Origin of the sequence: Paenibacillus sp. 8b26 (assembly GCF_050626875.1) — a bacterium.
In the GTDB taxonomy this organism is placed as follows: Bacteria; Bacillota; Bacilli; order Paenibacillales; family Paenibacillaceae; genus Paenibacillus.
Genome location: NZ_CP192445.1, coordinates 5987395 through 6002434 on the forward strand (window position 1 = coordinate 5987395; position 15040 = coordinate 6002434).

Genomic DNA, 15040 nt, shown 5'->3' on the forward strand with positions numbered 1-15040 from the left:
GGACAAAGGGGAATCACAAAGATGATCAGAATACAGAAGCTGACCAAGCAAGTGGGGCCGGAACGGACCCCGTTACTTCGCGGGATTAATGCTGAAATTCACCCGGGCGAACTGATAGCCGTAGTGGGACCGAGCGGAAGTGGAAAAACCACACTGCTGCGCTGTCTTGCTTTGCAAGAGCCATGGGAGGAAGGCAGTCTGATGGTGGACGGCCATGATGTGCTGAAATCCGGATGGACGGGCAAAATGAAAATAAAGCGGGAATGGGCATACCTGGAGCAAAATCCGCATTTAAATATGAATCGGACCGCTCTCAAAAATGTGCTGATCGGCAGATCGGGTCAGACTCCATTATGGAGAATGGTGACCGGAATGGTGCGTTCTGACGATTATATGGGAGCAATGGACGTGTTGGAGGAACTGGGCTTGCTGGATAAGGCCCATGACAAATGCGACAAGCTTAGTGGTGGTGAGCGGCAAAGGGTAGCGACTGCACGAGCGCTCGTTCACGGAGCCAAGGTCATTTTGGCTGATGAGCCTGTAAATGGACTTGACCCGACTTCAGCAGCTCATGTGATGGATACCTTCCGCAAGCTATGCTCAGACGAACGGGTGACCATAATCACCGTACTGCCGCTGGAAATGGCTGAACGCTTTGCTTCACGCATATGGGGATTGAACGGCGGCGAACTCGTATTTGATATTCAGGGCAGACGACTGACACAGGTGGAAAAGAACAAATTGTGAAGGGGACGGCAAGTGAAGTGAAAATGATGTTGTTGAGAATATTAACCGGTTGCTGTGTATCACTGCTCCTTGTTGGATTTTTAAGCGGCTGTAATGTCATTAGTGACCCGATTTCGCTCATGCAGTCACCGATGATGTCTGACGAGAAACAGCAGTTGAATGGTGCAGTGGTTACGCAGCTTGGAATGGTGCAGCCTCTGCGCCCGAATGACCCCGATGACCCGACGCCGATTCGTACGGGGGATCTGAACAATGATGGTACAGACGAAGCGGTACTTTTTTATGAAACGCCAGATGAAAGTGTAAAAATACATGGAGCGTTGTTCGAGGATCAGAACGGAACGTGGGTAAAGAAGCTGACGTTTGACGGAGAAGGTACTGTACTGGAATCGTTCAAACTGGTTGATGTAACGAATGATGGTACGCTAGATATTGTAGCAGGCTTTTCCAGCGGGGATAGCGGTGATGGTAACGATCAGAAGGGACTCATCGTGTATTCTTATACCGGAGGAACTTTGGAGAAAATATATGCTACTGGTTATACGGACTTCGTCGTAGACGATTTTAATCATAACAAGATGGACTTGAACGGGGACAATTTAAATGACTTGACGATTATCACGCTGCGCCGTAATGAATTTTTCACGGTCAAAACATTTCAATTCAGCGGGGGAACGTTTAAGGAAATCGGATCGCTGGATTTGGACAGTCAGACGCTTAGTATCTACAATGTCGTCGCTGGTAAGGTAGCCGAGGGCAGGCAGGGTATCATTATAGATACCAAGATTGCCCAGACAACTACGGTGTCCAACGTCATTGTGATGGACCACAGCAAGCTCAAAAAACTTGATCTCATGGATGTGACCTTTAAGGATGCTACCATTACTAGCGGTGATGTGGATGGTGATGGCATTCTGGAATTTGGCAATCTAGAGAAGCCGAAAGGATGGTTCAACAGGCCGCTGGATGAAGTCCCGTATTTTGTCTCGTTCTATCAGTGGGATGGTGCAAAGGGAACGATTTTCAAACAGCAACAGTATCGCGACTCCAATGATCAGATCTATTTCAGACTGCCGAAGGAACTGCACGGCAAGGTAACCATTGATCCGAAAGTATCAAAGAAGGACAGCTATTTGCGGTTCATTCTGGACAATACAGACAAAACGATTGCAGAAATTAAATATTTCTCGTTGTCGCAATGGGAGCGAAACAATGAAGGATATAGCCAGTTATGGCGAACCAATGCACAGGTGATCGGAATCAAGCGATCCAGTGAGCTGGAACCACGTAAAACCATTAAAAACAAGTTGGGGGAAAGGCAGGTAGAATAGAGTGAGTAAAGTTTTAATCATGGAAGACGAGGAATCCATTCGCAGCTTTATCGTTATAAATTTGAAACGAAACGGTTTCGAGGTGTTGGAGGCGGCGGATGGGCATGAGGCTCTTAATATTTTGAACACGGTACGGGATATTGATATCGCATTGCTCGATGTAATGGTGCCGGGCATGGACGGTTTCGAGGTCTGTCGAAGAATTCGGGAAACGAATGAGCGAATTGGTATTATTTTTCTCACGGCGAAGGTTCAGGAGCAAGATAAAGTATATGCCCTGTCGGTAGGGGCTGATGATCATGTCAGCAAGCCCTTCAGCCCGACGGAGCTCATTGCCCGTATTCAATCGCTGCTGCGGAGGGTAAATGTACACCGCGAGACGGCAGCCAAAGTATCCTTTCAGTCCGGTCCGTTCACGCTGGATCTGATTGCCAAGCAATTTAAGAAAAACGGGCAGCTGATTGAGCTGACGCCAACAGAGTTTTCCCTGATTCAATTTTTTCTTGAAAAAGAAAATACACCGCTCAGCCGGGATGTTTTGCTTGACCACGTGTGGGGCAAGGAGTATATGGGGGATCCAAAAATCGTGGATGTGAACATCCGGCGGTTGCGTCAAAAAATTGAAAACAATCCTTCTGAGCCCGCCTTTTTGCAAACGGTTTGGGGACATGGATATAAATGGAAAGGTCAGGCTCAATGATTAAAAAAGGAATTCGCAGACAGATTGTGCTTCACTATTTTTTTGTGGTGTTCTTGGCGCTTCTGTTGGTAGAAACCATTTTCATGTTTGCAATCCGGGGGTACTACTACGACACAATTTATAAACACATCGAAAGCCGTATTGAATCAGTAGGTGAGTTTGCACCTAAATTCAAAGACCCAGAACAGTCTTTGCAATCGTATTTGTTGAATACATTTTCTTTGCCCAACACGGAATTTCAATTACTCGATGAACAGGGAAATGTAATTGATAACTCGACGAACTTCGCGGCAGATATAAGTGTGCAAACGAGCGATGTGCCACAAGCGTTAGCGGGGGATACGGGTAGCTGGATCGGGAAGCAACCGGGTACGGGGCAGCAGGTGATGGCGGTATCCAAAAAACTGGACAATATTGTCGGAGATCAGGTCTACATTGTACGGTTTACCACCTCTCTGGAAAAGGTCAACGACAAGCTGTTTACGATTACGCTGTTTTCCCTTGGTATCATGGCAGCTGTACTAATTATTGTATTTGTGGTCAGTACAGGTCTCGCTAATTCCATCGTTAGGCCGATTAACAATATCCGCGATGTATCAGCTCAAATGGCGCAAGGACGATTCGATGCACGTATTAAAGGCGATTATCGTTATGAGTTGGGTGAGCTGGCTTCGACACTAAACTACATGGCGCAAGAAATTGTCAGAACGAATCAAATCAAAGATGATTTTATTTCATCCATATCTCATGAACTGCGCACGCCGTTGACTTCCATTAAAGGCTGGAGTGAAACGTTAGATTCCGGCGGCTTTGACCCAGAGGAGACGAAGATTGGGATGCGAATTATTTCCAAAGAAACTGACAGGTTAATCGGTCTGGTGGAGGAAATTCTCGATTTTTCCAAGCTGGAGCAAAACGCAATGAAGCTTGTCATGGGAACAGTGGATCTACGGGAGCTTTTACAGGAAGTTATGCTGAACGTATGGGCCAAGGCGGAAATGAAGCAAATTAAACTCCAACTGGACTCGGAGAAAACAGCATATCTGGTTCATGGCGACGGCAACCGTCTGAAACAGGTGTTTTTAAACATTGTGGACAATGCCATCAAGTTTTCGCATGAAAGCTCTATTATTTTTCTGTCTCTGCAACGGATCGCAGACAACATCGAGGTATCTGTGCAAGACACAGGAATCGGGATTAGCGCGGAGAATCTTGCCAGAGTAAGGGACCGCTTTTTCCAGGTAGACCATCAGAATGGTGGTACGGGATTGGGATTGGCAATCTCACAGCAGTTTGTGGAGCGCCATCAAGGGCAAATGCTCATCAAGAGTGAATTGGGAGCAGGCACCACCATTACAGTTTCATTGCCTGCATTGCAAGCCGAGCAACCCGTAGAGCCACCGCAACTCACTCAAGGCTAGTTATGTAACCTAAAAGTTAGTTAAACAGATTTAAATTAGAAAAACAGTCAGCACCTCACTATAGCGGGGTGCTGGCTGTTTGACGTTTTTCGTTCCATTATGAAGTAAAACCTTCAGCGCGCAAACGTGTGTTGCGCTCATAAGCTTCTTTCAGCATGCGGGCCGTTTGTGGGCGTACCGCCATTTTGCCGAACACTGTTTCATTTGGTCCGATAACCATAATTTCACTCGGGTTACCCTTGATGACTGCACCGTCACGAATTACAGCACCTTCCCCGATAATCGCGTGCTCAATATGCACATTACGTCCGATACGGGTGTTAGGCATAACGATACTTTCCTTAATAGCTGATCCTTTACCTACCTCGACGCCGCTAAATACGACAGAACGTTCGATTTGACCTTCTACTTGGCAAGAATCATGTAGAAGGCTATCCAATGAATCCGTTTTGCGGTTAGATTGCTTGTGTGCGCTCAACCTTGTACGGCGTTCACGCGTATACATAGGCCAGTCCTTCCGTTGAAGGTCAATGGCGCAATCCTCTTGCAACAGATCCATATGGGAATCCCACAGGCTTTTAACAGTACCTACATCCTTCCAGTAGCCTTGGAATTCATAAACGAATAGGGATTCTTGATCCGCCAGCATTTTTGGAATGATGTCTTTACCAAAATCATGGCTGGATTGGGCATCCTCTGCGTCCTCAAGTAGATATTTTCTCAGATAATCCCACTTGAACAGGTAAATGCCCATGGAGGCCAGGTTACTTTCCGGTTTTTCTGGCTTCTCGGCAAATTCTGTGACACGCAGCTCCTCGTCGGCACTCATAACGCCAAAGCGGTGCGCTTCATCCCAAGGTACTTCCATAACGGAAATCGTAGCCGCAGCAACTTTTTCCTTATGATAGTTCAGCATTTCACGATAATTCATATAGTAAATATGATCACCGGATAAAATAAGCACGTGTTCCGGATTTTGACTGTCTATATATTCGATATTTTTATGAATGGCGTCTGCCGTTCCCAAATATTCAGCGTTGTCTGTATTATAAGATGGAAGTAAGGTAACTCCCTTGTCGTTCGTTTTGGTAAGACCCCAAGGAGTTCCATCTCCAATATGCTCGTGCAAGGATTCTGCCTCATATTGCGTCAGCACACCTACAGTATCGATGTTTGAATTAACACAGTTGCTGAGAGGAAAATCGATAATTCGGTAATGACCACCAAAGGGTACGGCGGGTTTTGCAATCGTTGAAGTAAGGGGAGCAAGACGGCGTCCCTCTCCGCCTGCCAGCAGCATGGCAATGCATTCTTTATTAAACATTTCGTTTCCCTCCCGGTTTAGTTGTCTGTTGTAGTACATACATAAACGGTATGGGGTGCTCTTGAAACCATCAGGTGTGTAAGATCCCCCAAAATTTAAGGTTTATTTTTTTCATAGTCATTTTTCTGTTCATTGTGGCTAGAATGGGGTAATAACCCAAGTCAGCTTTGACTGGAAAGCAAATGTATTTCCGAATCATACATTTTGTTCTAACAAACATATAAAGGTGGTGACGTGATGACAGACCAAACTCTCCCGCAACAGGCTGTATCGCCGGAAGATATTTATTTGTTTCACGAAGGAACGCTTTATCACAGCTACCGATCTTTGGGTTCCCGCCTTACTGTGGAGAACGGAGAACAGGGCGTCCGTTTTACGGTCTGGGCTCCTCATGCTCTCCATGTCGGGCTTGCTACAGATCGTAACAACTGGAATGGGGAACAGGATTCCTTATATAGAGTTCCCGAATCCGGCGTTTGGAGTCGCTTTTTTTCGGGTATATCCCAAGGAACTTTTTACAAATATCATATTACGGGTGCAAATGGTGAATGTTTTCTAAAAGCAGACCCTTACGCGGTACGCGCAGAATTAAGGCCGGCAACGGCTTCCGTGGTCGCTTCACTGGAGGGCTATGTTTGGAACGACGCGGCTTGGCGGCGTAAAAGGAGAGAGCCTTATGGAAAACCCCTTCATATATACGAGCTGCATTTGGGCACCTGGAGACAAAAAGAAGACGGTACGTTTTATACATACAGGGAAATGGCTGAGCTTCTTGTGCCCTATGTAACGGAAATGGGTTACACGCATATTGAGCTTATGCCACTCAGTGAGCATCCGTATGATCTTTCCTGGGGGTACCAGCTTACCGGATATTTTGCGCTGACAAGCCGTTATGGGGAACCGCATGATTTTATGTATTTGGTGGATCGTTGTCATCAGGCAGGCATTGGGGTGCTTATGGATTGGGTTCCGGCTCATTTCGCCAAGGATGCTCATGGTTTGAGACTGTTTGATGGATCGCCGCTGTTCGAATACGCGGACCCGCTGATTGCGGAAAAGCCCGGCTGGGGAACGCTGACGTTCGATTACAGCAAGCCGGAGGTGCGTTCTTTCCTGATATCCAATGCGTTGTTCTGGATGGACGTGTACCACATTGACGGCCTGCGCGTAGATGCTGTGACGAGTATGCTGCGGCTGGATTTTGAAAAGCCGGAGGGTCAATATCGTTTTAACTCCAAGGGAGGTATTGAAAATGAGGAGGCTATTGCCTTCCTTCAACAATTGAATGAAACAGTCTTCCGCTATTATCCGTATGCGCTGATGATGGCAGAGGAGTCCAGTGCATGGCCGATGGTGACTTCCCCGGTAAGTGATGAAGGACTCGGCTTCAATTACAAATGGAATATGGGCTGGATGAACGATACGCTTGATTATATCGAAACGGATTTCGATCAGAGACCCGAGCGCCATAATTTGCTGACGTTCCCCATAGCCTATGCATACAGCGAGAATTTTACACTGCCGTTGTCGCACGATGAGGTCGTTCATGGTAAAAAGTCGCTGCTTGATAAAATGCCGGGTAGCTATGAACAAAAATTTGCCGGGCTTCGAGCGCTTCTCGGTTACCAAATCACCTCACCGGGTAAAAAGCTGTTATTTATGGGAGGGGAATTCGGCCAATTTATCGAATGGAAAGATGAGGAGCAGCTTGACTGGTTTCTGCTGGATTATGGCAGCCACCGTACGCTGCACGCTTTTACGAAAGCGTTGAATCATTTGTATATACAGGAAAAAGCATTATGGGAGCTGGATCATTCGTGGGATGGCTATCAGTGGATTGAGGCCGAGGACCGTGGGCAGAGCGTAATTACGTATCTGCGTAAAGGTAAAAAACCGGGAGATACACTGGTCGTTCTCATCAATTTTCAGCCTGTGTTAAGAGATCACTACCGAATTGGTTTGGAAAAATCAGGCAGCTATATTGAGTTGCTGAATAGTGATCACTCGGACTTCGGTGGTAGTGGACAGTTGAACACCGAAGTGTTGCGCACGACCAAGATCCCTTGCCATGGACAACTGCACAGCCTGGAGGTGACCATTCCGCCGCTGAGCGTCGTTATATTGAAGAAAGCACCCCGGATTAAAAAGGCGGATTAATCCATGTTACAACTGGTTTAAAATAGGATTGAGGTCATTAAGGAGGAAGCATATATGAAGATTCTATTTGCAGCAGCAGAAGCACATCCATTTATTAAAACAGGCGGGTTGGCTGATGTCATTGGTGCACTGCCGAAGGCCCTTCTTCAGGCAGGGTGCGACGTCCGAATCATTTTGCCTAAATATGCGGGGGTTTCCGATACTTATAAGAAGTCACTGCGTCCGGTAACGGTCAAGCATGTCGCTGTAGGCTGGCGTGATCAGTATTGCGGAGTAGAGGAACTGACGCTGGACGGAATTAAGGTTTATTTTATAGATAATGAATATTACTTCGGTCGTGAAGGGATTTACGGCTATATGGATGATGGCGAACGCTTCTCCTTTTTTAACCGGGCGATTTTGGAAGTATTGCCTGATTTGAATTTCCAGCCGGATATTTTACATTGTCATGATTGGCATATCGCGATGGTACCGTTGCTATTGAACGCCAATTACCGTCATTTGCCCTTTTACAGTGATATTCGCACCGTGTTTACGATACATAACCTGCTGTATCAGGGGGATTTTCCATATGAGGTCTTAACGGAACTGCTGAATCTCGACAATAGCTATTTTACCCCTGAGGGTGTGGAGTATCATGGCAGACTGAATTTTATGAAGGGCGGGCTGACCTACTCGGATCATGTCACCACAGTAAGTCCTACCTATGCAGAGGAGATTCAGACAGAATTTTACGGATATGGGCTGGAAGGGCTGCTGCGTAAGCTGGGAGAGCAGGGGCGTTTATCGGGTATAGTGAACGGAATTGATACCAAAAGCTACAATCCTGCTACGGACAATCGTATTTATACGAAGTACCGCACCAGTCTGGTCAAGAAAAAGGAAAACAAGATCGGTCTGCAAAAGGAACTGGGTTTGCCGGTACGACCAGATGTGCCTTTAATTGCGATGGTAACCCGACTTGTGGATATGAAGGGACTGGATCTGGTAACAAGGATACTTGATGAGATCATGTACTATGATGATATTCAGTTTGTCGTGCTAGGCACGGGAGATCCGGCCTTTGAGCACTGGTTCCGGGAAGCGGCCGGACGTTATCCCTTGAAAATGTCTGCGCAGCTGGCATTCAGTGAACCTTTGTCCCGTAAAATTTATGCTGCAAGCGATATGTACCTTATGCCGTCGAGGTTTGAGCCTTGCGGGATCAGCCAATTGCTGGCGCTTCGCTATGGTAGCATTCCCATTGTACGGGAAACGGGCGGTCTGAACGATACCGTACATGCTTACAACGAGTCTACAGGCGAAGGGAACGGTTTTAGCTTTAAAAACTACAATGCACATGATATGCTGCATACAATTCGTCGTGCGGTTGATTTTTATCGCCAGCCTGAGCATTGGTCCAAGCTTACACACACTGCTTTTGCAGGAGAGTACAGCTGGGATGTGTCGGCGGGAGCGTATCTGGATATTTACCGTTCACTGATTGGAAACGAATGAACTGAGTGTACTGGGTAAAAGTGTTCAAATGATGCAGAATTGACAATGTACAATGGAAAAAGGGCATTCCTCATGAAGCCAAGAGTGGCTGGGGAATGCCCTTTTTTTGATGTGATCAGTCGCCTCCGCCTCCACCACAGCTGCTTCCGCATGAGAAGCTACTGCTGCACGAAGAATGGCTGCTGCCGGAATCACCTGAATCGTGGTGAGATGAACCTCCATCATGGGAGCTACCGTGGGAAGAGTGATGGTGCGAGTGGTGCGTATCCCAGTTGGAGCAGCCACTTGCTGAACTACAGCCTGATGAGCTTGCTAATGCGGCACTTCCTGTAGTATCCGGATGCATGTGCAAGGCAAACTGTTGGGGTTGATACCAGGAATACCATACGACGGCCAGCAGTAGATATTCACTTTGCAAATAGTTGACCTTCGGCAGTCGCTTGCCATCTGGATCATCTACAGCTTCATTTACCAGGATACGTAGATGGTCCACAATCCTCTGAACCGCTTGCTGTGCCTGCTGAGAGATGCCCATACCCTCTTGCGTATTCCAACGGTCGCCTGCTGGCTGCCCGGAAGTTGCCAGCTTGTAATAGTGTGCAAGCTCGTTATTCGGTAATGGATGATTAAAAAAAGCCCCCCATAAGCTCGCACTATAGCGGTTCCAGCCAAAGCATTCCATATACAGCCAGTCAAACCATGCCCTTTCATCCGGCATCGGCTGTGAGCTGGAATGAGGGGCGTGGTGCAGCATGCGACCAAAGAAGGCTTCCGAGAATTGCTGGTACTCCCGCGTAAACATCAGCATTTCGTGCCACAGTTCATCTACATCCGGACTAAACATCGGCACCCGATTCATAATGGCGCATAGCATAAAATATCGTTTTAGCTCATTCCAGCGCCAATCGTATTCCTGCTCCGTTAGGTGAGGATGGGCTTTTATTACACGCTGCCTGACGCTATGAGCGTAGGAGGCTGGAATAGATCGTTCCAAAAGCTGCATCAGTTCTACAATTTCTTTATGGCGCCCCTGTTCAAGGGAAGAGGGGGACGGGGAGCTAAGAAAAAATGCATTACGTCGACGTGTCTTTCGGTTTCCACGGTTCCTTCGGTATAATGCTCGGAAAAAAAACCACAAAATAATGATGTCGACCACAATAAACAACGCCCAAAAGCTGCTCATATTATTCATTTTGAATGCTCCTTTCTGGAAAGAAGGCGTAATTTTAAAAAATTAACGTTCGCTTTTCAGCAGAGCGAATTCTTCCTTGATTTGAGCCAGCAATTCAGGTTTCGTAATTACATCACAGGCGGTCCATGCCAGGGTTCTGGCGGCTAACAACATTCCTTCCAGCGCCCGATCCTGCATCGCCAAATCGCGGAATTCAGGTGTATGCAAGGCGTGCTTCTCGTCAATAACTTGAATGTAAGGATGAATGGCAGGACAGTGCAGCGACACATTTCCAATATCCATAGAGCCGTGATCTTCACCCTCTGTTATGTTCTCCTGCGCAATGCCCGCCAGCACCAGGTTAGCGGTAAAGGCATCGGAAAGCGCACGGTTGGTCACCATTTCATCGTAAGATGTTTCATAATTCGAGGTTTCCAGACGACACCCAGCTTGTAAGGCAGCCCCTTCAGCAATTTGAACGACACGGCGAGTCAATGAATTCAGTTCATGACGTGTAGCAGCCCGTACATAAAATTGAGCAGAAGCATAATCGGGAATAATGTTCGCTGCCTGGCCTCCTTGATTAATAATGCCGTGAATACGTACCGAACTCTTCACCTGCTGGCGGAACGCATTAATGCCGTTGAACGTTTGAATCACTGCGTCCAGCGCGTTAATACCTTCGTGGGGACTAGCAGCGGCGTGAGCGGATTTTCCAAAGAATTCGAACTGTACAGCATCAATTGCCAGCGATTTGCCGGATTTTTCATAGCGGTCATAAGGATGTGTCATGAGCGCTATATCGCAATCATCAAACAAACCGGCAGCCGCCATGGGAACCTTGGCACCGCGCGTTTCCTCGGCAGGTGTGCCGTATACTCGTATTTCTCCGCCGATCTCGTCAATGACTGATTTGAGGCCGACACCAGCTCCTGTACTCATCATACAGATCAAGTGATGTCCACATGCGTGTCCCAAGCCTTTCAGAGCGTCATATTCCGCCAGAAAAGCGATGACCGGCCCGGGTTTGGCTGCTTTATAAGTCGCAATAAAAGCCGTTTCTATATCCGCAACAGGGGACTGAACTTCAAATCCGTGAAAAACCAATTCCTCTTTTAGACGGGCAGAGGCCAAAAATTCCTCATTTCCCAGTTCAGGGTTGGCGCCAATATATAAAGAAATGTCCTTGAAACGTGCTGCATGCTGCTCAATGGTGCGTTGAATCGTATTTTTGCTATTCATGATAAAAACTCCTTTGTGGAAACTGTAATTTACATACTGTGAAAATCATAAAATAGTACTATAACATTCATTGCATATTCATGCATATTCATTTATAATGACACAATCTTATTTATTATAAAGAATTTAAGGAGAGAAAAAAAGATTGAAAAAGGCATATCGTTTTACCGCCCTGATTTTGACGGCGGTTATCTTGCTGCTGGCTGGTCTTCCTATGCTCACTGCATACGGAACGGAAGCGAAGACACAGCAAAAACTTGTACTCGGCATGAGTGCCGATTTTCCGCCGTATGAGTTTCATAAAGTAGTTAACGGTAAGGATACCATTGTTGGCTTTGATGTTGATATCGCCAATGAAATTGCCAAGGATCTGGGTGCAGAGCTGGTCATTGAGGACATGAGCTTTGACTCGTTACTGCCTGCTCTGCAAAGTGGCCGCGTAGACTTGGTTCTGTCAGGTATGACACCGACGGATGAACGCAAAAAGAGTATTGATTTTTCGGATGTGTACTACCACTCCAAGCAAGTGATTATGGTACGCCCGGAGGATAAGGACAAATATTCGACGATGGCTGCTTTGAAAGGCGAGAAGATCGGAGCACAAAAGGGGAGTATCCAAGAGGAAATTGCTCAGAAAGTGCCCGATGCCTCAGTAACTTCACTGGACAAAATATCCGATCTGGTGCTCCAGCTTCGGACCCAACGTGTGAATGCTGTAGTGATCGAAGACACTGTCGCTAAAGGATACACATTGGATGGCACTGTAACACTTGCCAAGGCGGTGCCTGAGGAAGCAGGAGCAGAAACGGCTGTAGGTATTCGTAAAGGAAATACTGAACTGCTGGCATCTGTAAATAAAACGCTGGCTCGTCTGAAAGCAGATGGGTCTATTGAAAAGTTTTCCACGGAAGCGAGCGCGCTCTCTGCGGATCGACAGGCTTCTTCCCATAACATTGTGGATATATTTTGGAAATATCGCAGTTTTTACGTTACGGGTATCGGCTACACATTGTTGCTGTCCGCCCTCGGGGTACTGTTCGGATTTATCATTGGTCTGATCATTTCTCTGTTGCGGATGAGCGGTATACGTATCATTGAGTGGTTGGGTACAGCGTACGTGGAGGTGCTGCGTGGCACACCTATGCTGGTACAGCTTATGATCATCCATTACGGGGTTGCATTGACGCTAGGTGTCAATTTTACGCCACTTCAGTCCGGTATTATTACGTTATCTCTGAATAGCTCGGCATATCTGGCTGAAATTTTCCGTGCAGGTATTCAGGGAGTAGACCGGGGTCAGATGGAAGCAGCCCGTTCACTCGGTATGGGACGAGGCAAAGCTATGCGTCACGTCATTTTACCGCAAGCGTTCAAGTCCGTACTGCCTGCCATCGGTAATGAATTTATTACGATTATTAAAGAGTCCTCCATCATTTCTACCATCGGTATGGTGGATATTATGTATCAGGCTCAAGTCATTAAGAACATCACCTACGAAGGATTAAGTCCGTTCGTCATCGCGGCTGCTATTTATTTTGTAATGACATTCAGCTTGTCGAAGCTGTTGGGTTTATGGGAAAGGAAGTTGAGAGCCAGTGATCACCGTTAAACAACTGCGTAAATCGTTCGGCAAAAATGAAATTTTAAAAGGTATTAATGTAGATATTGCCAAAGGCGAGGTTGTCGTCGTCATTGGACCGAGTGGCTCGGGAAAAAGTACATTTTTGCGTTGTATGAATCTGCTGGAGCAGCCGACTGACGGGGAGATTCTGTTTGAGGGTGAGCCGATTACGGCACGCGGTCACAACATTAATGCAACTCGTGAGAAAATGGGCATGGTGTTTCAGCACTTCAATCTGTTCCCACACAAAACAGTACTGCAAAATCTGACACTTGCGCCGACTCAGGTTAGAGGCCAGTCAGCAAAGGAAGCAGAGAAAATTGCGTTGGAGCTGCTGCGTACCGTTGGACTTGAAGACAAAAAAGACACCTTTCCAAACCAGTTGTCCGGTGGACAGAAACAGCGGATTGCAATTGCACGCGCCTTGGCGATGCAGCCGCATGTGATGCTCTTCGATGAGCCGACCTCCGCCTTGGACCCTGAAATGGTCGGAGAGGTGCTGGACGTGATGAAGAAGCTGGCTGAGGGTGGCATGACGATGGTCATCGTAACGCATGAGATGGGCTTTGCCCGCGAGGTAGGAGACCGCATTATTTTTATGGATAATGGTCAAATTGTGGAGCAAGGTACACCGGAGCAGGTTTTTGGTACACCAAGCCATGACCGTACCCGGGATTTTCTTGCCAAGGTTTTGTAAGAAATGAGCTTGTAAAGGCTATGAAGTAAGCCCTCCGCGGTGGAAGTTTGACGGGAGGGCTTTTTCTTTTTTTTGTCATCCTCGTTCAGATTTTTGTAACTGATTTCGATTTCATGATGACAAAATTGTAACAGATGTAGTATGATGTTCAAGGTTCCCAACATTTTCATGCAGATAAGGTTACAAAATTGTGATATTATGCAGTGAGCCAAAACTTACCTGGGCAGCAGACAGCAACGACAGGCGCTGAATGCGGGACCCAAAATCATGGGAAGTGCGGGGGACGTAACAACGGCAGTCACTTCTGATCCGTCTTCATACGAATGGATGGAAGGTGCCTAGGGGTGAATTGCATTAAGCATAGGGCTTCTCCTGAGTCCGAATCCGACAGCTAACTTCGCAGGCATATTAGAGGAGGTACATATCTTTTGAAACATCTGAAACGTATTGGAAAAACAATGAAATTTGCAGTGCTGGCCGCAGCTATCGCAGGATTGGCACAGACAGCAGGGGTAGCGGACGCCGCTTCGCTTCATACCGCCAAGGAAGGTGATACCTTCTTTTTGCTTGCTCAGCGTTACGGGGTATCTGTAGAGGATCTGCAAAAGGAGAACCCGGATGTTACTGCCAGCAATATATATGCAGGAGTACAAATTAAGGTTCCGGACGAGAACAAGGTAAAGGTCGCTTCAGATTCGAAGCCTCGGCTTTTGTCCGAGAAAGCGCCTGCCAGTGACGGTCAACAGGTTGAAGCATGGGGCAAAACATTTAACTACAGCAAAGTAGTTGATGTGAAGGCCACAGCGTATTCCGCAGCAGTCAGTGAAAATGGAAAATGGGGAGCAGTAGACTATTTCGGAAATCCGCTTAAGCTCGGTACGATTGCGGTAGACCCCAACGTAATTCCGTTGGGTACGAAAGTGCTGGTTACAGGCTATTCCCATCCAGGGCTGCCGGATCAATCTTTTGTAGCGGTAGCTCGCGATAAGGGCAGCGCCATTACGGGGAAACGGATTGATATTTTCATTCCGGGAAGTCCATCTTTTGTGAATGACTTTGGTTTCCAAAATGTGAAGCTGTACGTCATTGATAAATAGACTGTATAAGCCAATGAATTATATTTACATAATAT

At 46.9% G+C, this 15040-nt stretch carries 12 protein-coding genes and 1 riboswitch; of the genes, 9 read left to right on the forward strand and 3 right to left on the reverse strand.

Translation table 11 applies throughout. From position 1 onward, the window contains the following. Window positions 1-21 precede the first annotated feature (21 nt). The 4 genes from ACQ4MX_RS27740 to ACQ4MX_RS27755 are packed head-to-tail and all read left to right on the forward strand — an operon-like array spanning window position 22 to window position 4199. Entirely contained in the window at window positions 22-747 is a 726-nt protein-coding gene (locus ACQ4MX_RS27740) for a phosphonate ABC transporter ATP-binding protein (protein WP_431088490.1), read from the forward strand. Beyond that, window positions 744-2078 carry a hypothetical protein gene (locus ACQ4MX_RS27745; RefSeq protein ID WP_431088492.1) on the forward strand — a complete coding sequence of 445 codons (1335 nt, stop codon included), beginning with the start codon at window positions 744-746 and terminating at the stop codon, window positions 2076-2078. The genes ACQ4MX_RS27740 and ACQ4MX_RS27745 overlap by 4 nt, the downstream gene beginning before the upstream one ends. A 1-nt stretch (window position 2079) precedes the next feature. Then, window positions 2080-2778, forward strand: a complete 699-nt coding sequence (locus ACQ4MX_RS27750) for a response regulator transcription factor (protein ID WP_014281511.1) — start codon at window positions 2080-2082, stop codon at window positions 2776-2778. Continuing rightward, window positions 2775-4199 carry a sensor histidine kinase gene (locus tag ACQ4MX_RS27755; RefSeq protein WP_431088494.1) on the forward strand — a complete coding sequence of 475 codons (1425 nt, stop codon included), beginning with the start codon at window positions 2775-2777 and terminating at the stop codon, window positions 4197-4199. Before ACQ4MX_RS27750 ends, ACQ4MX_RS27755 begins: the two co-directional genes overlap by 4 nt. Before the next feature lie 97 nt (window positions 4200-4296). Here ACQ4MX_RS27755 and ACQ4MX_RS27760 read toward each other — a convergent pair whose 3' ends face one another. After that, window positions 4297-5523: a glucose-1-phosphate adenylyltransferase gene (locus tag ACQ4MX_RS27760; RefSeq protein WP_431088496.1), complete on the reverse strand. Its 1227-nt coding sequence runs from the start codon at window positions 5521-5523 to the stop codon at window positions 4297-4299. A 237-nt stretch (window positions 5524-5760) separates the two neighbouring features. Here ACQ4MX_RS27760 and glgB point away from each other — a divergent pair, with 237 nt between their 5' ends. Beyond that, window positions 5761-7680, forward strand: a complete 1920-nt coding sequence (gene glgB / locus ACQ4MX_RS27765) for a 1,4-alpha-glucan branching protein GlgB (protein WP_431088498.1) — start codon at window positions 5761-5763, stop codon at window positions 7678-7680. 54 nt (window positions 7681-7734) lie between these two features. Further along, window positions 7735-9177 (forward strand): glycogen synthase GlgA, encoded by a 1443-nt coding sequence (gene glgA, locus ACQ4MX_RS27770; protein WP_431088500.1) that lies wholly within the window; start codon window positions 7735-7737, stop codon window positions 9175-9177. A 115-nt stretch (window positions 9178-9292) separates the two neighbouring features. Here the strand turns inward: glgA and ACQ4MX_RS27775 are convergent, their stop codons facing one another. Both ACQ4MX_RS27775 and ACQ4MX_RS27780 read right to left on the reverse strand, forming a co-directional pair. After that, window positions 9293-10369 carry a hypothetical protein gene (locus ACQ4MX_RS27775; RefSeq protein WP_431088502.1) on the reverse strand — a complete coding sequence of 359 codons (1077 nt, stop codon included), beginning with the start codon at window positions 10367-10369 and terminating at the stop codon, window positions 9293-9295. Between the two features lie 42 nt (window positions 10370-10411). Further along, window positions 10412-11590, reverse strand: a complete 1179-nt coding sequence (locus ACQ4MX_RS27780) for a M20 family metallopeptidase (RefSeq protein WP_431088504.1) — start codon at window positions 11588-11590, stop codon at window positions 10412-10414. Between the two features lie 145 nt (window positions 11591-11735). On the opposite strand from ACQ4MX_RS27780, the gene ACQ4MX_RS27785 reads away from it, so the two are divergent. From ACQ4MX_RS27785 to ACQ4MX_RS27795, 3 genes are all read left to right on the forward strand, one after another. Next, window positions 11736-13199 carry an ABC transporter substrate-binding protein/permease gene (locus tag ACQ4MX_RS27785; protein WP_431088506.1) on the forward strand — a complete coding sequence of 488 codons (1464 nt, stop codon included), beginning with the start codon at window positions 11736-11738 and terminating at the stop codon, window positions 13197-13199. Next, window positions 13186-13908, forward strand: coding sequence for an amino acid ABC transporter ATP-binding protein (locus ACQ4MX_RS27790; protein WP_431088508.1), 723 nt, complete (start codon window positions 13186-13188; stop codon window positions 13906-13908). Before ACQ4MX_RS27785 ends, ACQ4MX_RS27790 begins: the two co-directional genes overlap by 14 nt. A 246-nt stretch (window positions 13909-14154) precedes the next feature. After that, a riboswitch (cyclic di-AMP (ydaO/yuaA leader) is annotated at window positions 14155-14329 on the forward strand. A 7-nt stretch (window positions 14330-14336) separates the two neighbouring features. Then, window positions 14337-15005 (forward strand): 3D domain-containing protein, encoded by a 669-nt coding sequence (locus ACQ4MX_RS27795; protein ID WP_431088510.1) that lies wholly within the window; start codon window positions 14337-14339, stop codon window positions 15003-15005. The last annotated feature ends 35 nt before the right edge of the window (window positions 15006-15040 follow it).

Bases quoted from the DNA above. Each gene is read 5' to 3' on its own strand.
- ACQ4MX_RS27740 (WP_431088490.1), top strand. From the start codon at position 22: ATGATCAGAATACAGAAGCTGACCAAGCAAGTGGGGCCGGAACGGACC.
- ACQ4MX_RS27755 (WP_431088494.1), top strand. From the start codon at position 2,775: ATGATTAAAAAAGGAATTCGCAGACAGATTGTGCTTCACTATTTTTTT.
- ACQ4MX_RS27760 (WP_431088496.1), bottom strand. From the start codon at position 5,523: ATGTTTAATAAAGAATGCATTGCCATGCTGCTGGCAGGCGGAGAGGGA.
- glgB (WP_431088498.1), top strand. From the start codon at position 5,761: ATGACAGACCAAACTCTCCCGCAACAGGCTGTATCGCCGGAAGATATT.
- glgA (WP_431088500.1), top strand. From the start codon at position 7,735: ATGAAGATTCTATTTGCAGCAGCAGAAGCACATCCATTTATTAAAACA.
- ACQ4MX_RS27775 (WP_431088502.1), bottom strand. From the start codon at position 10,369: ATGAATAATATGAGCAGCTTTTGGGCGTTGTTTATTGTGGTCGACATC.
- ACQ4MX_RS27780 (WP_431088504.1), bottom strand. From the start codon at position 11,590: ATGAATAGCAAAAATACGATTCAACGCACCATTGAGCAGCATGCAGCA.